General features: G+C 57.7%; 14 protein-coding genes and 4 pseudogenes. 9 read left to right on the top strand and 9 right to left on the bottom strand.

All coding sequences use genetic code 11. The features are described from left to right. Positions 1-118 (top strand): annotated as a pseudogene (locus P0D89_RS44500) (H-NS family nucleoid-associated regulatory protein); the annotation flags it as partial. A 258-nt stretch (positions 119-376) separates the two neighbouring features. On the opposite strand, the gene hfq reads toward P0D89_RS44500, so the two are convergent. Together hfq and P0D89_RS44490 are read right to left on the bottom strand one after the other, a co-directional pair. Further along, positions 377-670, bottom strand: a complete 294-nt coding sequence (gene hfq, locus P0D89_RS44495) for an RNA chaperone Hfq (protein WP_408368339.1) — start codon at positions 668-670, stop codon at positions 377-379. Positions 671-2,155: 1,485 nt separating this feature from the next. After that, complete coding sequence (locus P0D89_RS44490) at positions 2,156-2,554, bottom strand: DUF3331 domain-containing protein (protein ID WP_408368341.1); 399 nt, start codon at positions 2,552-2,554, stop codon at positions 2,156-2,158. Between the two features lie 1,176 nt (positions 2,555-3,730). On the opposite strand from P0D89_RS44490, the gene ilvB reads away from it, so the two are divergent. Continuing rightward, positions 3,731-5,506, top strand: coding sequence for a biosynthetic-type acetolactate synthase large subunit (gene ilvB / locus P0D89_RS44485; protein WP_408368364.1), 1,776 nt, complete (start codon positions 3,731-3,733; stop codon positions 5,504-5,506). 69 nt (positions 5,507-5,575) lie between these two features. Here ilvB and P0D89_RS44480 read toward each other — a convergent pair whose 3' ends face one another. Continuing rightward, entirely contained in the window at positions 5,576-5,791 is a 216-nt protein-coding gene (locus tag P0D89_RS44480; RefSeq protein ID WP_408368343.1) for a DUF6566 family protein, read from the bottom strand. Positions 5,792-6,607: 816 nt separating this feature from the next. Between P0D89_RS44480 and P0D89_RS44475 the strand changes: the two are divergent. Beyond that, positions 6,608-6,815 (top strand): annotated as a pseudogene (locus tag P0D89_RS44475) (DNA polymerase Y family protein); the annotation flags it as partial. 6 nt (positions 6,816-6,821) lie between these two features. Continuing rightward, positions 6,822-6,977, top strand: a pseudogene (locus P0D89_RS44470) (PHP domain-containing protein); the annotation flags it as partial. Between the two features lie 57 nt (positions 6,978-7,034). Here the strand turns inward: P0D89_RS44470 and P0D89_RS44465 are convergent. From P0D89_RS44465 to P0D89_RS44440, 6 genes are all read right to left on the bottom strand, one after another. After that, positions 7,035-8,078, bottom strand: coding sequence for an SDR family oxidoreductase (locus P0D89_RS44465; protein ID WP_408368345.1), 1,044 nt, complete (start codon positions 8,076-8,078; stop codon positions 7,035-7,037). A gap of 486 nt (positions 8,079-8,564) precedes the next feature. After that, on the bottom strand, positions 8,565-9,311 hold the full coding sequence (locus P0D89_RS44460; protein WP_408368347.1) for an SDR family NAD(P)-dependent oxidoreductase: 747 nt from the start codon (positions 9,309-9,311) through the stop codon (positions 8,565-8,567). Positions 9,312-9,342: 31 nt separating this feature from the next. Next, complete coding sequence (locus tag P0D89_RS44455) at positions 9,343-10,332, bottom strand: substrate-binding domain-containing protein (RefSeq protein WP_408368349.1); 990 nt, start codon at positions 10,330-10,332, stop codon at positions 9,343-9,345. Between the two features lie 60 nt (positions 10,333-10,392). Beyond that, positions 10,393-11,391 (bottom strand): ABC transporter permease, encoded by a 999-nt coding sequence (locus P0D89_RS44450; RefSeq protein ID WP_408368351.1) that lies wholly within the window; start codon positions 11,389-11,391, stop codon positions 10,393-10,395. A gap of 29 nt (positions 11,392-11,420) precedes the next feature. After that, the gene (locus P0D89_RS44445) at positions 11,421-12,899 is read right to left on the bottom strand and encodes a sugar ABC transporter ATP-binding protein (RefSeq protein WP_408368353.1); all 1,479 of its coding nucleotides are present in this window, start codon (positions 12,897-12,899) and stop codon (positions 11,421-11,423) included. Between the two features lie 140 nt (positions 12,900-13,039). Further along, positions 13,040-13,795, bottom strand: coding sequence for an SDR family NAD(P)-dependent oxidoreductase (locus P0D89_RS44440; RefSeq protein WP_408368356.1), 756 nt, complete (start codon positions 13,793-13,795; stop codon positions 13,040-13,042). A 278-nt stretch (positions 13,796-14,073) separates the two neighbouring features. Between P0D89_RS44440 and P0D89_RS44435 the strand changes: the two genes are divergently transcribed. From P0D89_RS44435 to P0D89_RS44415, 5 genes and pseudogenes are all read left to right on the top strand, one after another. Next, positions 14,074-14,532: a VOC family protein gene (locus tag P0D89_RS44435; protein WP_408368358.1), complete on the top strand. Its 459-nt coding sequence runs from the start codon at positions 14,074-14,076 to the stop codon at positions 14,530-14,532. A gap of 134 nt (positions 14,533-14,666) precedes the next feature. Continuing rightward, complete coding sequence (locus P0D89_RS44430; protein WP_408368360.1) at positions 14,667-15,341, top strand: TetR/AcrR family transcriptional regulator; 675 nt, start codon at positions 14,667-14,669, stop codon at positions 15,339-15,341. Positions 15,342-15,374: 33 nt separating this feature from the next. After that, positions 15,375-15,575 (top strand): annotated as a pseudogene (locus P0D89_RS44425) (SOS response-associated peptidase family protein); the annotation flags it as partial. Positions 15,576-15,844: 269 nt separating this feature from the next. Continuing rightward, positions 15,845-16,117: a hypothetical protein gene (locus P0D89_RS44420; RefSeq protein WP_408378612.1), complete on the top strand. Its 273-nt coding sequence runs from the start codon at positions 15,845-15,847 to the stop codon at positions 16,115-16,117. Positions 16,118-16,569: 452 nt separating this feature from the next. After that, positions 16,570-17,280 (top strand): lysophospholipid acyltransferase family protein, encoded by a 711-nt coding sequence (locus P0D89_RS44415; protein WP_408368362.1) that lies wholly within the window; start codon positions 16,570-16,572, stop codon positions 17,278-17,280. Positions 17,281-17,616: the final 336 nt, after the last annotated feature.

Here is a 17,616-nt window from a genome sequence, read left to right as displayed (position 1 = left end):
GCCGAAGGGCGCTCAACCGGCGCTTTACCTTGACCCCAAGTCGGGCGCGACCTGGAGCGGGCGTGGGCGCGCACCGGGGTGGTTGGCAACAGTGAAGGACCGGTCGAAGTTCTTGATACGCTAGCGGTCGTCAATGAGATAGGGAACGGCCCGCGGACCGAAGGCCGCAAATTTCAAATCGGTCGGTCACCGGTCGCGCGGCGACCGCCATTTTGCCGCAGCGCCAACGCGAGAGAATTTCCTGAGGTGACCCTTTGGCGGGCCGGAGTTACGGTTCCGAAGAGTGCGGGTTGTGCGCGCCTTTCGGAACTTCTCGACGTGGTCATCGCGTGGCTATGCGCAGGTCAGGCGTGAGCCACAGCATGTCGTCGCAATCTCATCGGACACGGCCTCGCACGTGGTTCGACCTGTCACCACTCACCGGTACCTCGGTCGGGTCGCGTGCCGGTTCTCTGCCATTGACTGGCAGCACGGTCGAAATGGCATGCTTGAAAACAAGTTGTGAGCCTGAGCCAGACTCCAGCAGAACTACAAACTGGTCAAAGGCGGCCAGTTGACCGCTCAGTCTGATGCCGCTCACGAGGAACACATTTACGGTGGTCTTGTCCCTTACGAGGGTCTGCAGAAAGTCGTCTTGTACGCTGGGCGTGCGGTCATGTTCTGAGGTCAATGGGATAGGTCCTTCGATTGTGGTGCCGGCGATAGCTGAAGCCGCCAGGCAGTCCAGATGAAATATGTCACTGCGACCCGGCGGCTTTGAGTCGTCGCGCTTGCGCAATCTCGCACGGGTGCTGGTGGTCGTTCGGGTTGAATAAGTATGAGCGCGCGGCAGCGCGGCGGATGAAGGTGCTCAGACGTCGGCGCAAGCGGGGCGAGGTCACTCATCCGGGCGAATGACCGGGTAGTGCGGAGGGCCTCTGCGTGAGTACCGGTCCTGGCGTTCGGCGGATGAATGCGCAGGCTGGAGTATCGTACGCGCTCGTCGACTGCTCCATCGCGTCACTCTTCTCCCACCAGGCGTTGAAGCCCGGGAAAGACGCGTACCCACGCGTGCCCGCAGGCCGGCGTTGGGTCTTTGAATCATTGCCGCACGAAGCTTTGCCGTGCGGCAGACCTCTGCCTGCGCCGCCTCGGTCGCGGCGAATACCACCTCCCAGGGAATGTCATCCTCGCGACTGGCACTCTCCAGGTCGGCGAACAGTTCGTGCCAGAATTGGTGTCCCTGCTGGAGCGACCGGGACCGCGAGGTCCGCAGGCGCGCCAGCCAGGCCGCTGTGCGGATGGCTTCCCTCTGCACTGCCATCCCGGATGTCCGGAAGCGGGCCAAAACACCGCCCCGCCAGACGACAAACGACGCGACGAAGAACGCCAACGCCGAAACGACGGCCAATATCTGGTTTCCCTGTAGAAAATATCCGTCTGCCACACAGTCACCATCGGTCGGCGCGTGCTCCCCGGAATGCGTGACGGTACGCAGGTCATGAACGGAACCATGACGTTGTCTGTCGGCTCCGCGGCCCAAGGTCGGCCAGCGCCTTGACAGGGCTTTTGTGAGATTAGCGGCCGGCCTTGAAGTCATTGTTCGTTCCGGGATATTTCGCAACGGGAATAATGCGCGGCCGGCGCCTGGACGGTATGTGCGGTGGGCGACGTCAGATGCATTCGGATAAAAGAGCGAGCAGGGCTCGCTTCGTACCGTTTCGGGTCATCATCGACATCATCCGGATGGCACAAGGGTTCGTCGGCAGCATCTCGAGGAACGTACCCCCGCGGAGCGATGGTGCCATATCGGCATGGAGGTCCGCCCTTTCGGCAGCGAGCCAGATGGTCGGCGCAACGCGGAACGATTTGCGGCACTCGCCTCGCACCCGCTTCCGAAGAACGCGGATGCCTCCTGAAGTGCGTTTCCGAACGTACGGAAGCGCTGCGACGTTTTATCGTCGAGTGCCTGCAGGAACGCCTGGCACGACATGGACTCGTATCCATTCGTTTATAAACAGCACGTCGTCGTGCCTCTCGCATCAATCTTCAGGCTGGGTTAGGCAGCAAACATATCTTTCACACCCCCCGCTGGACAGCGTGGGGCATTCGGACTGCTCGCCTGTCTGATGTCGGAGAACGCCGCGCTTCAGTCCGCTGCCGCGTATGCCAAGGTTCACATTGACGGTGCAACGCCATGGCGCTTCCCATCGCCGGCGAGGATGACGCTGTCCGCATTCGCGGGGCGCCTGTCGCGGAGATACTTTGGATGGAAGACTGCATCGCCCCTCTTAACTGAGAGCCCGGTCAGTGCGCACACGGTGTCTCGTCGCGCGAGCACACGGGTCCATGTCTGGTACCCATACCGGCCGCCGGTAGAGTCCTGCCATGCGACGATAATCATTCTGTCGTTCACAACCTCGATGATTTGGACTGTTGGCACGGCCCGGTCTTCTGGGTCGTCCGCGCGCGGGTTTGCCTCGGCCCAATCGCGCTCGAGCACGGCAGCACTGTCAACAGCAGTATGCCCGTAGAGCTTTGCCAGCCAGCAATCCAGCTCACAAACTTTTGTCATGGCGCACCTCCGAAGGAGCGACTTCCAGTCACTCTGTGCCCGGGTATCCGGGCGAACCTGAAAAACTTCCTGTTCGAAGGTTTCGAACGACACGCATAAGCACGTATTCGACATCGCCTATCAGCCATGCGCCGCATTGTTTCTCGGTAGCGTCGATATGCATCATTGCTACGTGCGCCTGCTGGATGTCTGCAATTTCGTCTGGCCGGCGCGACCGACTCCCCGGCAACAGACCGCTGTCGACCCGAAGTCATAAATAGCTATCGCGAGCCATGACGTTGCCTAAACGCGTCCAGACCGGTGTAGCATTGAAGAGCCATGGCGTGGGTCACGGGTCCATGCGCAGCCCGACCAACGGTAAGCCCACGCAGTGGGCGGTGACATCACTGGAGGGGTGTGTTTCCGGTTCCGATTTACCGGACATGATGATGCTTACCTTCTTCCATAACTCGCTCTCGCCGCCAAAGCGATTCCTTTCCCCGAAAAAAACGCCGCCGATACGCTGGCGACTAAACAGGGGCGTTGGGAGCAATCGTGATGGCAAACAACTAAGACACGCTTAGAACGTAGTATTTGCGGCACTGCTACTACTCACCGGGCCATCAGTCCGGAAGTCTATGTGTCTATCGTGCCCTTTCAAGCTTGACCTGGCGCTGACACGCTCGTGACAGTTTTGTCATCTGCGCCTGATTGCGAATCTGGAAATCTACGGTCACTTCGTCGACGCGACGCGTGGCCACCCGCATCGTTACCCAAAATGGAAGCGTCGGTCTTATCCAGACACGAAGAGCGAGCTAGACCTGGCGCTGCGCGTGCGCGCCCGCGAACGCCCAAAGCCGAGCCAAGCGCGGGATTTTACTGTTCTTGAATGTAAGGCGAGTCAAATTACGCTCCTGCAAGGCGGTTGACGTAAGCCGCGCAGACTCACATGTGTTCAATGACGTCGACGGCGGACGCGCCACTCCTGCCCCCCAAATCGCAGCGTTTTCGCAAAAGGCTCGGTAGGTTTGAACGGCCCAGCCGGATGCTTTCGCCGTTGGTCTCACAGGTAGTTGATAGCGGGCAATGGGGTGATGAAGCTGATTTCAGAACAAACCCTTCTGGCGGATAAACCTTCCAAACTGAGTGCCGCTGCATCTCCAAACCGGAAGCCTCTTCCGCGATTCCCAGGATAAAGTGTTTAGCATGAACGCTATATCCGACCTCCGTGCTGCTGAACTCATCGAAACTGACCAAACGGTCGGAGCGATGGTCCTTATACAAACCCTGCTCGACCTTGGGGTTGACACAGTTTTTGGGTACCCCGGCGGCGCCGTGCTTCCTTTATATGACGCTCTCCACGCCGAACCCCGTCTTCGACACGTTCTGGTCCGGCACGAGCAAGCGGCCGTCCACGCTGCCGAGGGGTACGCACGCTCAACCGGTAAAGTCGGCGTTGTTTTCGTGACTTCGGGTCCCGGGATGAGCAATACCACCACTGGCCTGCTTGACGCGATGTGCGATTCTGTTCCCGTCCTCTGCATCTCTGGTCAAGTTGCAACCGCTGTCATCGGAACCGACGCATTCCAGGAATGTGACGCGCTTGGCATTTCTCGGCCAATCACCAAGTGGAATACACAGATTCGCGAAGTTACTTCAGTGGAAGCGACGGTGCGTCGTGCGTTCAACATTGCGAAAAGTGGCCGTCCAGGGCCCGTGCTGGTCGATTTTCCGAAGGACATTCAATTGTGCTCGGTGGCTGCAGGCTCACAGTCCGCTGACGCGCGAGACCTCGGCAAGAATTCTTCGGTTAGGCTGTCCGCAACGCGTCTTTCAGAAGCAGCAGCGGCAATTTGCGCGGCGAAACGACCGGTGTTCTATGGCGGTGGGGGCTTGGTGAACTCCGGCCCGAAAGCGTGTGAACTTTTCCGCGAATTGGTCGAGCGCGTTGGTGCGCCATGTACGCTTACCCTGATGGGCCTAGGAGCATTCCCGGCGTCCAGTCCTCAGTGGTTGGGAATGCTGGGTATGCATGGCACTCTCGAAGCCAACCTTGCAATGCACCACGCTGACTTGGTTGTGTGCATCGGGGCTCGCTTCGATGACCGTGTGACCAGCCGTCTCGCTGATTTTTGTCCCGGTGCCAGATTTTTGCATGTGGACATTGACCCTGCCTCCATCAACAAGACGGTAAAAGCGCACTTGCCCTTGGTCGGGGACTGCAAGGAAGTGCTCGAGGGGTTGCTGGAACGCATCGGTAGTAGCGCAAAAGCAAATCGTCTTTCGGATTGGTGGCGTCAAATCAATGGCTGGCGGAAGCAGGAATCGCTGGCGTTTCTCGACACGCCGCACTCTATCGCTCCGCAGGCACTCATGAGTCGACTCCAGGCCCAACTCGAGGGTCGCGACGCGATTGTTTCCACCGATGTCGGGCAGCATCAGATGTGGGCCGCACAATATTTGAGGTTTGAGCAGCCCATGCGTTGGCTCACTTCAGGCGGTGCTGGCACGATGGGGTATGGATTGCCGGCGGCCATCGGTGCTCAGATTGCGCATCCCCATAAGACGGTCGTTTGTGTGAGCGGTGATGCGTCTATCTTGATGAATATTCAGGAGTTGTCGACTGCAGTCCAGCATCGTACTCCCGTGAAGGTCATCCTATCGAATAATGGCTACATGGGAATGGTGCGTCAGTGGCAGGAAATGATTCACGACGGACGATACAGCCATAGCTACAACGAAGCGCTACCCGACTTTGTGGCTGTTGCTCGTGGCTTTGGGTGGCAAGCTAAGGCGGTGAGTCGTCGGGAAGAACTGGACGACGCCATCGCGGCGTGTCTCGCAAGTCAGGGTCCGTATTTTCTCGACGTTCGTGTTACCGCAGAGGAAAACTGCTTCCCAATGATTCCAGCCGGTTCCGGACATCAGAACGTCTTGCTGGCAAAGGACCAAAAGAGGCAGCCCTCCACATGATGTGAATCGAGTAGCGCTGCCAGACGCTGAAAGCCCGACTCGAGCGAGAGTGTTAGCCAATTGCTGAACTCACCCATGTGCGTCGACCCAAGCCCGGGCCCAATCCAGGCCTGCATGTTGAGCTTCATCTTCACTTTCAAAATAATCAAGAACGCCCGATGCTTCGATTAGCTTACCGCCTTTGGTGATGGTCCCGCTTGCCGCATAGCATTCCGGCAGCAGTATGTCTTCCTGCTGCCGGATTGCGTGCCACACGCTGTAACCATGGTAGGACTGCGATTCCATTAGCGAGCGACCTCAGCAGAAGCTCCGCGACCAGTCACGCGAAGCACATTGCCCTCGGGCGTTATTTGACGCGGAATCTGCGACATGTCTGGTTCGCCGGTCGGCACAGTCTTGTGCATCTTGCTTTGCTTCGCCATGAGCCCGGGTGCCGATGTCGGTGCGCGCCGCGCGTGCACTTTCACCGCGTGAGCAACGACGTGTCGATGAACTGCAAGCTTGTGTGCAGCATTGACCCTGTGCGGCGCGGTCGCGCGAGCTTCTGGCGGATTCCACATTTCCGAATATCCGCCAGTCGCGAACGCTGCAGGCGCAAGCGTCGCCGTCAGCAACGCCAGTCCAATTCTTTTCACGATTTCTCCTTGCCGGCTGTTCGTTTCAGCCACTCCTTGCAACCAATACCCCGCCATCGGCGCCGGGACAATGATGCCGGTCCCTTATGTCAGCGTTGACGCGCCCACACATCCTCGTGCGCCGGACCTGCTGTACCAACAGCGCGACCATTCTCGCTAGCGAAACGTCGGCTCACGGGCTTTGCCTCGCCGGACAGCATTATCGACCCACTCGTCGCCAAATGCAGCGCGCAGTTCTGGCCATAAATGCCGCCATTTCAGGCATTGGACGGCTGACTTTGCGAACAGATGCACCCATGATTCAGCCCCAATTAGAAGTGACAGCTCACGACCCCAGTTTACGTGTACGATACTGTATAAATATACAGGTTCTTTGATGCCACATGGCCAGCGCTACCGTCACCGCCGAAGAGATACATCGGTCCTTGTGGCGCGCGTCTCAGCTCGCGCGTGGCCGTGGCCGGGTCAGCATCGTCCCTTCCATGGGTCTCCAGCGGATGGTGTCACCCGGTGAACGCATCGAGGCAGGCTGGTTTGATGGTGAGCTTGTGACGCGCGATTATTTCGTGGCGCAAGCGGAAGACCAGAGTTGCTACTGGACATACCGCGAGCGTGTCAGCAGCCGCGACGCGGAGGACGAGCAGCGGTGGTTCCTTCAAGGACTGTTCGGCTGATGCGTCATGGACACTACATTCAATGTCCTTCCGGCGTATGCCGAGCTTTTCTGTCTTTCGAATTTCAGCTTCCTGCATGGTGCTTCCCATGCGGAAGAGCTCTCCGAGCGCGCGGCACAGCTTGGCTATTCGGCACTGGCCGTCACGGACGAATGTTTGCTAGGGCGTGGTGCGTGTCCGTGTGGGCGATGCCATCACGGACGTCGCGCAAGGCTGTCGTCAGGGGATGTAACGTTGCTCCCTGAGGTCGGTCAGCATCTCGATATACATTTCCTCCGTGTCAATGCAATCATGGAATCCATGCTTGCGCGCCTTAATGGTGCTCGTGATGTTGTCGAAGGGCGTCTTGAAAATCACGTCGCCGAATTTCCACGACACGATTTGGTCGTAAGCATAGTCCCGCAGGTTGTGTTTTTTGACCAGGCTGCTCCACAGTTCCGCCTTGTCGGCCATCATCTGCTGTAACGACATGGGGAACGGCTCGCCGACCGGGACATCGAAGAACTCGGCCAGACGCGGCCAAATTCGCGACCACCTGAAGTAGTCGCCATTTGTGATGTTATAGACCTCGCCGCGGCATGCCTCGGTTTCGCCCGCCCAATCCACAGCGCGCGCAAGGACTCGAGTGTCCGTTACCTGGTAGAGCGCGTCATACGCGGCGCGTGACCCTGGGTATGACATCGGCACACCCAACGCCTTTGCCAACGTTCCATAGACCGCAATCACCATCAGCAGATTCATAGGGTTGCCAACAGCAACACCCGCGACACCTTCCGGGCGAAATGCGGTCCAGGACCACGCTTTCCCCGCGGAACGCTCCCGGAGGAAATCCTCCTGGTCGTAGTAGAAGTTTGGCGGCATATGGCGCGGGTCACTTTCCTTCGCGGGCGATGGGATAGGACCGATATGCACGCCGTATGCCTTGCCACCTTGCATCAGCGTGACGTGCTGCAGATTCGGCGAATGTTTTTCCATGACCTCGACCATGTTCTGCAACATCCGCAGGTTCACATCAACCAATTCGGCGGGCGTCGGCTTCTCTTGGTAAGCCGCGAAGACAAGGTGCGTGGCATCCGACACCTTCGCAAGCAGGCTCTCGCAGGAGTCTCTGTCCAACAGGTCTACAGCCAGATGTTTCGCACGTGTCGGGAAATCAGGTGCTCGTCGCGAGACGGCGACAAGATTGACGTCCTGGTTCTCATAATGCGCGAGTACTCCGCGTCCAATGACACCTACAGCGCCTGCAATTACAACAGTTTTCATGGTTCTCATGCTCTCCACACCGATACATAGAATTGAGCGCCAGACGGTCGTGACTTCAGGAAACCGCCACTTCCAACCTCGCGAAGAATGACACCGATTTAATCTGCAAGCCCGCCTGCGGTACCGATGCTCGTCCAAACGTCTTGGCGCCGTCGCGAGACCGAGCATGGTTCCTCGCTCTTTGCCACAGGTCGGGGTATGCGTGGGCTAGGCTCACCCAACATCAACTTTAGAGGTGACAGGTCGCCACCGAAAATTAGCAAAGTGGGGCGTGTCATAAATTTTTTTATACGTTCCCGTGCGCGAGACCCTGGGCCTCAGCTCCGCCCGGAAGCATCGAAGCTTCTCGAAGGACGCAGGCCCATATTTGCGTTACCTGCCTGCCCCAGCGAATCCTATCGCTGGGCCGAGGCACGGTGCCCCGAGCCAACTGCTCGCCCTCAACCGGTTCTACATCCGAAGCACAACGTCGCACCCAGGAGCGCGTCAGACCGCGGTGAAGCCACCATCGGCCGTTACTTCGGAGCCGGTCATGAAAGACGAGGCATCCGACAACAGGAACGCGAGTACTTCCGAAATTTCTTTTGGTTCACCGAGCCGCCGCAAGATTGTCGTCCCAAGCAGCATGTTGAGCTTCTCGCTGTCGCTCTCAAAGTCCGCGGTCATCGGCGTGCGAATCGTGCCCGGATGCAACGAATTTACGCGGATGCCATAACTGGCGTAATCGACAGCGAGTCCCTTCGTAAAGAGTCGAATAGCTCCTTTGGTCGCGCAATACGCACTCATGCCTGGCATGTTGGCGACAAACCCGGAGATTGATGAGATGTTCACTATGGAGCCTCCGCCGGCCATCCTCATGGCCGGAAGTACGGCCTGAGAACCGAGAAATGTGCCCTTGACGTTAATGTCGAAGAGCAAATCCCAATCCTCGGAAGGAAGTTCTTCGACAGGCTTGCGAACCAAAATGCCGGCGTTGTTGACCAGTCCGTCGATGCGGCCGAACTCAGTCGCCGTCGCATCAACGACAATCTGCCACTGGCGGCGGTCGCGCACATCGAGCGAGCGGAATCTCGCAACACCACCATTTCGCACAATGTCGGCGGCCACATCTTCGCCACGCTGGTTGACGTCCGCAACGACGACTGCGGCGCCTCGCTCTGCAAGCAGACGGCAATGCGCCTCTCCCATGCCATTTGCACCGCCTGTGACCAGGATGACTTTGTCTTTCAGCATGATGTCGTTCCTCTTGGGTAGTGGGCGGCGATTACTTCAGGTATTGGTCGATGTTCGCCTTCGTCAGCGGCACCCAAGGCACGTCGTACTGCTTCGCGGTACCGTCTTTCCACGTTAGCGTCTTTGACCAGCAGTCGGACTTCGGTTGATATGACGGACCCGCAACCGCACGGATGGCAAGGTCCATCGCCCCTTGCCCTTCGCAGTGCGCGTCTTTGTACAGTGTGAACAAGTCTCCCTGCTTCACGGCCATTTGGCCGCCCTTGTCGCCGTCGATTGAGACGACCGGAACGGTCTTCGGGTCGATTTGTTTCAGCTTGAGCGCTTCAATAGCGCCGAGCGACATGGCATCGTTCTGCGAGATAACGCCGTTGATTGTTTTCCCGTACCTGGTGAGCCAGTCTTCGGTCACGCTCAGTCCTTCCGCGCGCGACCAGTTGCCCGGCTTCGACGCCAGAACCTTGATGCCGGGACTTGCGGCCAGCACGGAGTCGATGCCTTTGCGCCGCATGAGCTGTGGAGAGTTTCCGATGGGCCCCTCGAGGATGACAATATTACCCTTGCCGTTCAATTGATTGACGAGTTGCTGTGCTTCCAGACGGCCGCCTTCCACATCGTTTGTGCCGACGTACGCGTAGAGCTTGTCCGAATTGGCGGTAGTCACAGAACCAATGACCGGAATCTTGGCCGCGGACGCGCGGGCAATAGGTGCTGCTGCCGCCTGGAAGTCGACCGGCGCAACGATGATTGCGTCGAATTTCTGCGTGATGGCCGTATCGAACTGATTGGCTTGCACCATCGCGTCCGACTTGCCGTCGAGGACCGTCATCTTGACCGTGCCATCCTTCACGAGCGGGTGCTGTTGCATTTCCTTCACCCACCGGGACATATACTCGTTCACTGCGAAGGGCATTACCGCAATCCGGAAGGTCTTCCCATCTTGCGCCATAGTTGCTTCGCAATGAAGCGTGACGCTGAGGGCAGCGGCGGCCAGCCCAAGATACCGTTTGAAGTTGCGCATTTCTCGTCTCCGTTCACATGTTGATATTTCAAGCTGGGCCCTGCGTCGATACGCAGAGCGTCATTTACCGCGGCGTGTGGCGTCGAGCATCACTGCGCCAACGATGATGAGTCCCTTGATGACCTGTTGGTAATAGGAGGACACGCCCAGAAGGTCGAGACCGTTATTGATGGTCCCGATGATGAGCGCACCGAAGAGCGTCCCTACGAGAGAGCCTTTGCCACCAGACAGGCTCGTGCCCCCAATGACGACGGCTGCAATTGCATCGAGCTCGTAGGCGACACCAGCTTGTGGAAGCGCCGCCGTGGTTCTAGCCGTCAGAATCAGTCCGCCGAGCGCTGCTGTCAGTCCCGAGATTACGTAAGCGGCAGTGATGACGCGCTTGACTCGCACGCCGCTTGTCGCCGCACTCTTTTCACTGCCACCGACGGCGTAGATATGCCGGCCAAAAACCGTGTGCTGAAGGACAAACCAGCAGATAGCGAACAGCAGGATGAGCACGACGATAGGCACCGGTACGCCGAAAACGCTCCCGCTGCCAAGCCAGAGGAGCTGCGGAGAAAGATTGAGGACGGGCTGACCGTCGGTGAAGATGAATGTCAATCCTCGTGCAACACTGAGCATACCCAGCGTCACGACGAAAGGCGGCAGCGAAAGTCGCGCGACGGCAACGCCGTTGAGCCAACCGAGAAACGCCCCTACGAAGCAACCGGCAAGCAGTATGACGACGATGTTCTGCTCTCCGGGCATCACGGCAAGAGTAGCGCCAACGACTCCAGCTAACGCCATGACTGCGCCAACTGACAAGTCGATACCACGGGTGAGAATGACGAACGTGACACCGATTGCAAGCATCCCGTTAATGGCGGTCTGGCGGATGATGTTGGTCCAGTTCCCCCACGTGAGGAATACGTCGCTCGAGAAGCTAAGCGCAATGCACAAGGCAATGAAAGCGACGGCAATTCCGTAGTTGTTTGCCAGTTTGAGCACCGCATGAAGAGATATGGGCTTCGGAAGCGCCGTCGATGCAGCTTTGTTTGCGGGGATGTCTTGTCTCATGGTTTGTCTCCTGAATCTCTTGACTCTGTTCATGACGCTGCATGAAGCAGCGTTTCCTGACTCGCGCTGTGGCCGGGAAGCGTTTCTTTGATGCGCCCCTTCTTGAAAACTACGATTCGGTCGCTTAGCTGCAGGACTTCGGGCGCTTCTGATGACACGAGCAGCACTGCGCCGCCGGAACGCACGAACCGGTCGAGCAGGGTATAAATCTCCTGTTTGGCACCTTCATCTATGCCGCGCGTGGGTTCGTCACAAATAAGCAGCTTTGGGCGGGAAGATAGGCAACGTGCAAGCACGACCTTTTGTTGATTGCCTCCGCTCATGGTGGACACTGGTAACTCGTCGGATGCGGTCTTGATGTTCAGTTGACGAATCATCTCGGCAGCGTGCGTTCGCTCCTTGCGTCTTTGCACGACACCTTTCCAGGAGAGGTGGGTCAAAGCCGAGAGAGAGATGTTGTGTCGAATAGGTGCGCCGAGAACGAGTCCGCTTTCCTTGCGGTCTTCGGTGACCATCGCCATGCCGGCATCGATTGACTCATCGGGGCGCGCAGGCATCACCTCTCGGCCGTCAACGGTGACCGTACCCCCTTCACGTGGACCGATTCCGTAGACAGCATTGAGAAATTCGCTCCGTCCCGAACCCATCAAACCGTAGATGCCCACAATCTCTCCACTCGAGACGCGAAGAGAGACATCATTGAACTGGCCTGACTGCGATAGGTTCGCGACGTCAAGCATCACTTTTCCAGCTTCGCTGCGTGTGGACTTGCGCGGTTGCGCGACTTCGCGTCCCACGATTTGCCTGACCAGATGAGGACGGTCGATGTCACCGAGCTTGCCACTCTCGACATATGCTCCGTCACGGAAGACGGTGTACTCGTCGGCGATTTCGAACAACTCTTCGAGCCGATGGCTCACGTAAATGATTCCTGCGCCATGCGACGTGAGACTGCGGATGGCGTTGAACAGGATGTGCGTTTCACGCTCGCCAATGGCCGATGTCGGCTCGTCCATAATGACGATTTCCGCATCGAAGCTGAACGCCTTGGCAATCTCAACGAGCTGTACTTGAGCCAGGCTCAGCGACACCATCGGCGCCGTCGGGTCAATATCGAAGTTCAGTCGTTCAAGAAGTGCGCGTGCGTTCCCGCGCATGGTTCTCTTGTCAACGACAACTCCCTTCCTAGGTTCGCGACCGAGATAAATGTTCTCGGCCACGTTCATGTATGGAATGGGAGATAACTCCTGGGTAATAATCGCGATTCGATGGTTCAGGGCATCCAGAGGACTTTGGAAGTTGACCTCTTCATCCCGGATTCGGATTGAACCGGCATCGCGCGCTTGAATTCCCATCAGAATGCTGAGGAACGTCGACTTACCCGCGCCGTTGCCGCCACAGAGTGCATGGACACTTCCGCGGGCAAGCTTGAATCTGCCATCGCGCAGCGCAGGAACGCCGTCATATGACTTTTGAACACCTGATGCTTCGACAAGCAAAGAGCTCATGATTCTCCACCTCCTCGACCGACGCGGCGAATAGAGACGAATATCCCCCCGGCGGTCTTGCAGCTATGCAGAGGACCACCGCCTGAGGACTTCGCTTTTGAGATGCGCCGACCGCGAACGCGGCCGGCTCGGTAACTCGCTTAAACGGCGGTGTAGCCGCCGTCAACGACCAGTTCACTGCCCGTCATGAACGATGCTTCGCTCGATGCAAGGAAGAGAACCGCGTTGGCAATTTCTTCGGCCTTTGCAGGGCGACCGAGCAGCGACGGTCCGAGAAGTCGCTTTGTGGCCTCACTGTCTTCCAGGACGCCACGAGTCATGTCCGTCGCTGTGAGACTCGGATGCACGGAGTTGACGCGGATGTTGTCCTGCGCGACTTCCGTTGCGGTTGCCTTGGTCAGCAGGCGAACAGCGCCCTTGGACGCCACGTAAGCTGCGGCATCCGGAAATGCGACGATGCCCCAGTTGGAGCAGATGTTGATGATGGAGCCACCGCCGCTTTTTCGCATCAGGGGGATGGACGTCTTCGAGCCCAGAAACACACCCCGAACGTTCACGGCGAACGTCTTCTCCCAGACGTCGAGGGGCGTGCTTTCCGTCGTGCCGGACATGTACACGCCTGCGTTATTGACCAGCACATCGAGCTGGCCAAAGCGGTCCGCAACCGAAGCAATTCCCTCCTGCCAAGCTCCTTCCGACGCGACATCGAGGTGCACGAAAAGCGTCTCGGCGCCCGTCTCCTCTTTGATGCGAGCGGCTGCTTTCTGCCCGGCCGCTTCGTCACGGTCGGCAATGACCACTTTGGCGCCCTCGCGAGCGAATCTATCGGCCATCGCGAATCCCATTCCCAGCGCTCCGCCGGTGACCAGTGCGACCTTACCTGCCAACTTTGTCATTTCGTCTCTCCTAGCTTACGAATTCCGGGTGCCCAGCGCCCCGGCTTTGATTTAAGTATTGGTCGATTGATAAATTTTGTCAACGTGACTTGCGGTCACCCGGAAAGGCTTATCGCACAAGGCTACGCGCCGTTTTTTGCTTGTTTTGTGCGTGTAAACCACTATGCTTTTCGGCGAACGTAGAGGCCGGAGGAGCATCTGGAAAGAAAAATTTGATGCCCGCCCATCTTGATGCTAGTCTTGTTTTTATCGATTGAACAATTTATAACGGAGAGACAATGACCATCTTGCATCTGGACCACTTCACGCTGCGCACGTCCAAGGTTGAGGAAACCGCGCAGTTCTTCCGCGACGCGATTGGCTTGGACGAAGGCTGGCGCCCGGCGTTTCCCTTTCCTGGGAAGTGGATGTACGCCGGCGAGCGACCGGTCGTGCACATCGCGAATATCTCGAACAACAACGCGGAACTGGAGGCTTACCTCGGTGGACGGAACACATCGTCGGGCGGCGGGTCGCTCGACCACATTTCCTTACGGTGTCAAGGCTTGGCGGACCACCAGCGCAAGCTCGTCGAGTTCGGATTGAATTTCCAGGAGCGAATCGTGCCGGAACTCTCCGAACATCAGCTTTTTGTCGATGACCCCAATGGCATCAAAATTGAGCTGATTTTCCCGTACTCTCCCGACAATGCAGTCATGGGGGATAATCTGGGACGGCTTGCAATCGATGCGGGTTAGGAAGCCGATTGTTCCCTGATTGTGCACGAGGTGATTCCAGAGTGACTTCTCCGCCCGAACCAAAGACCACATCAGACGCGAGCGCCGACGCCTCCGAATCGAAGACGCGGCGTGGACGCCCACGGGCAAAGCACATGGGAAGCGCTGAGCGGGAGGCGTACATCCTCCGGCGCGCGATTGAATGCTTTGCCACACACGGGTTTGGTGTAAGCACCCGCGACCTGGCGAAACATATCGGTGTGACGCAACCACTCATCTATCACTACTTTGGCAGCAAAGAGAACCTAGTGGACCAGGTCTATCGCGAGGTCTTCTTCTCGCGTTGGAACCCCCTGTGGGAAGAGGTTCTTGCAGACACCCGAAAGCCTCTTGAAGAGCGGCTGGTCGCTTGTATCGAAGACTACACTCACGCCATTCTTAGCAATGACTGGGTACGTTTGTTTGTTTTCGCCGCGCTGGATGACCCCGGGCTGAATAAGCGATATATCGGACTTTTGCACGAGCGCATCTTCAAGCCCGTATTGCGTGAAATCCGGAGTTCCAAGGGCCTGCCGCCAGAGCCGACCGAGATTGACCTCGAGTTGTTCTGGGGGTTTCACTCGAGCTTCTTCTATATGGGCATGCGGCGCTGGATTTATCGAATGGACATACCTGACGACGTGAGGCGCGTCATCAGGGCCCACGTTCACAACTTTCTTTTCGGCTACCCTGCCACACTCATGGCAGGCCACACGGAGCCTGCTATATCGGGCCAAGGTTCTGAGGCGACGCCACGCAGGACCGAGCCTTTCCTCACCCAGCGAACCTAAGGGAGTGCCTGTAGTCCCGGTGGGTCGTCAATACCAGGCTTGCTTTCATTCGCGGCAGTCGCAGATGAGCAGCCGCCGCAAGTTGCGGCCGCAGGCGACGACGGCTGCATCGTTCCCATCAAACCGGAAAATGTGAGCGCATGGTTGAACCCGGACCTGTCGGACCTCGCGGCTTCGTACGAGATACTTGATGACCGGGACCGGCCGTTTTATGAGCACAAGTTGGCGGCCTAAACGGGTAATGTTGTCCGGCTAGCGAAGGGACTTAGCTGCGGGACCGCGTAAAAGGAAACTCTGTCGCCGTAACCTGTGACCGCTCGCGGAGCATGTGGGTCATCCCGCGGCTTACTTCTCGGCATATGAAATTGATGACTGGCCCAGGGTATGAGAGACTTAAACTCAACCTGACTCAACGATGACGCAGATACACTCACGCAGACAGACTTGAGGAGCTGACACCTTGGCGCAACTTATACAGTCATTGTCGGAGCTGGTGTATCTAATTGTGCACCTATTCAGCAGGTAGTCATGGCTCATTCTGCTGGGTCGAAGAGACCTGCAATTCCTGCGTAGGTCATCAAGTCGAGTTCCGCGTTCCCGAGTTTTTTGAGAGCATGGTGGTGCCGGTCATGGAGCCAACGTTCTTGCCCAGCGTCACGCAGAATGAGCCGGAAAGCGCGCACATCTTCCCTGCTTGCAAACGGTTGCTCGATGTATTGGTCCGCATCCAATCTGCCGGCTTCAGCCGCGGCAGCGAGGCTATCCATTACCCATGACAGGCTTGGGTTATGAGGCCTTGCCAGCAGTTTCTCAAGCTTGATTGGCGTCAGGGTTTTGTTCTTGTGGTCCCATTCGCCGTACTCAATGCAGGCGCGGGCGGCCCCTTTTGTCGGCTAAACCATCCGCGTCGCGGTCCGCAGGAGGTCGATGGAAGTTCACTTTTTTTCGTGAAAGCTGCGAAGCTTGATGTGTGGCAACTATGCTTGATGTAACTTGCAGTACATGCGGCGCTCCCGGTGTGCTCGAGCACCGGGATGCCCGCCCAAGGTCTTGGGGGATATAAGCGCTACGGTTTTGGGCGTACGCGAACTGATGGCCTGCTTTGCGTGCCACGTTTCAGGCGCGGCGTTGCCGCTTTCGGTCTGGGAAGCGGACGCACCGCTCGAGGCGTAGTTTTACTTGACAACGGTGAAGTGTTTCGCCGCAAACCAATCTGAATCAGGCCCCGATGCGCTCGACTTTCACCAAATGGTTGTTCATCGTCTACCTTCTCGGTAGCGGGACACTGTATTCAATGCTCATACTGCTCCTGTTTCCTTTCGTCGGAAGGGCTGGACGATACTGGTTGGCAAAACAATGGTGTCGAGCACTGGTGGTTGTTATGCGCGTGCTGCCGGGAGTCTCATGCTCGATAGAAGGGCTTGAACATATCCCTGAAGGGCCAGCGATATTACTGTGCCGTCACGAATCAACTTGGGAGACCCTCGCATTTCTTGCACTTTTTCCACGGCGCGTCAGTTTCGTTTTCAAGGAAGAGCTTCTTCGCATTCCCTTTTTTGGATGGGTGCTGCGTGGCCTCGATATGGTTAGTCTGAACCGCGGCTCTGCTCGACAGGCTCATCAGGCTGTGACGCAGGAAGGCGCTGAGAGACTGGCGAAGGGAGACGTCGTTGTCATTTTCCCGGAGGGGACCCGGGTGCCACATGATGCCCCGTTGAGGATGACATCGGGAGGCGTTCGATTGGCTTGCGCGACTGGCGTACCTGCTGTTCCTGTGGTTCTCAACGCGGGCAAAGTCTGGCCGGCGAAAGGCTGGCCCAGTGGCCGTGGACAAATTCGTGTGGTTGTCGGCCCGGTATTCTCCCCTCGGGACCTGTCACAGCAGGAACTGGGTCGAGCCGTCCATGAGTGGATGAAAGATGAACTGCTGCGGCTTTGATACGCATAAAGCGAGATGAATTCCGCGCATGGCTTGGTTGACGGTACGGACGGTTATCAACATCATCCCAATGACCAACTACAGTTGGGTCCAATCACTCTGCTGCACGGCGGACCCATTCCGCGTTAATCACCGCGTCGTTTGAAGCCAGCTTTTCGGTTTCGAACTTGTCGGCAAGGTTTCTCAGGCGGTCAGGCCGCTCAAGTTGGGTCGCCCACTCTTCAACTTGCTTGAGACGTTCGAGTGCCTTCCTCCGTATTTCGGCCTGGCGCCGTTCCTCCGCAGGTCGCGGTTGTTGGCCTCAGGCAATTACTGGTTTGCCCCCACGCGCTTTAG

The sequence above is a fragment of the Paraburkholderia sp. RL18-085-BIA-A genome (genome assembly GCF_046027075.1).
GTDB lineage: Bacteria > Pseudomonadota > Gammaproteobacteria > Burkholderiales > Burkholderiaceae > Paraburkholderia.
Note: the sequence above shows the minus strand (reverse complement) of the source record. Positions and strands in the feature narration are given on the sequence as shown.

Excerpts from the sequence above, each read along its gene's own strand:
- P0D89_RS44435 (WP_408368358.1), top strand. The coding sequence starts at position 14,074 with ATGACCATCTTGCATCTGGACCACTTCACGCTGCGCACGTCCAAGGTT.
- P0D89_RS44440 (WP_408368356.1), bottom strand. The coding sequence starts at position 13,795 with ATGACAAAGTTGGCAGGTAAGGTCGCACTGGTCACCGGCGGAGCGCTG.
- P0D89_RS44490 (WP_408368341.1), bottom strand. The coding sequence starts at position 2,554 with ATGACAAAAGTTTGTGAGCTGGATTGCTGGCTGGCAAAGCTCTACGGG.
- P0D89_RS44480 (WP_408368343.1), bottom strand. The coding sequence starts at position 5,791 with ATGGAATCGCAGTCCTACCATGGTTACAGCGTGTGGCACGCAATCCGG.
- P0D89_RS44455 (WP_408368349.1), bottom strand. The coding sequence starts at position 10,332 with ATGCGCAACTTCAAACGGTATCTTGGGCTGGCCGCCGCTGCCCTCAGC.
- P0D89_RS44430 (WP_408368360.1), top strand. The coding sequence starts at position 14,667 with ATGGGAAGCGCTGAGCGGGAGGCGTACATCCTCCGGCGCGCGATTGAA.
- P0D89_RS44460 (WP_408368347.1), bottom strand. The coding sequence starts at position 9,311 with ATGCTGAAAGACAAAGTCATCCTGGTCACAGGCGGTGCAAATGGCATG.
- P0D89_RS44450 (WP_408368351.1), bottom strand. The coding sequence starts at position 11,391 with ATGAGACAAGACATCCCCGCAAACAAAGCTGCATCGACGGCGCTTCCG.
- P0D89_RS44445 (WP_408368353.1), bottom strand. The coding sequence starts at position 12,899 with ATGAGCTCTTTGCTTGTCGAAGCATCAGGTGTTCAAAAGTCATATGAC.
- P0D89_RS44465 (WP_408368345.1), bottom strand. The coding sequence starts at position 8,078 with ATGAAAACTGTTGTAATTGCAGGCGCTGTAGGTGTCATTGGACGCGGA.
- P0D89_RS44415 (WP_408368362.1), top strand. The coding sequence starts at position 16,570 with ATGCGCTCGACTTTCACCAAATGGTTGTTCATCGTCTACCTTCTCGGT.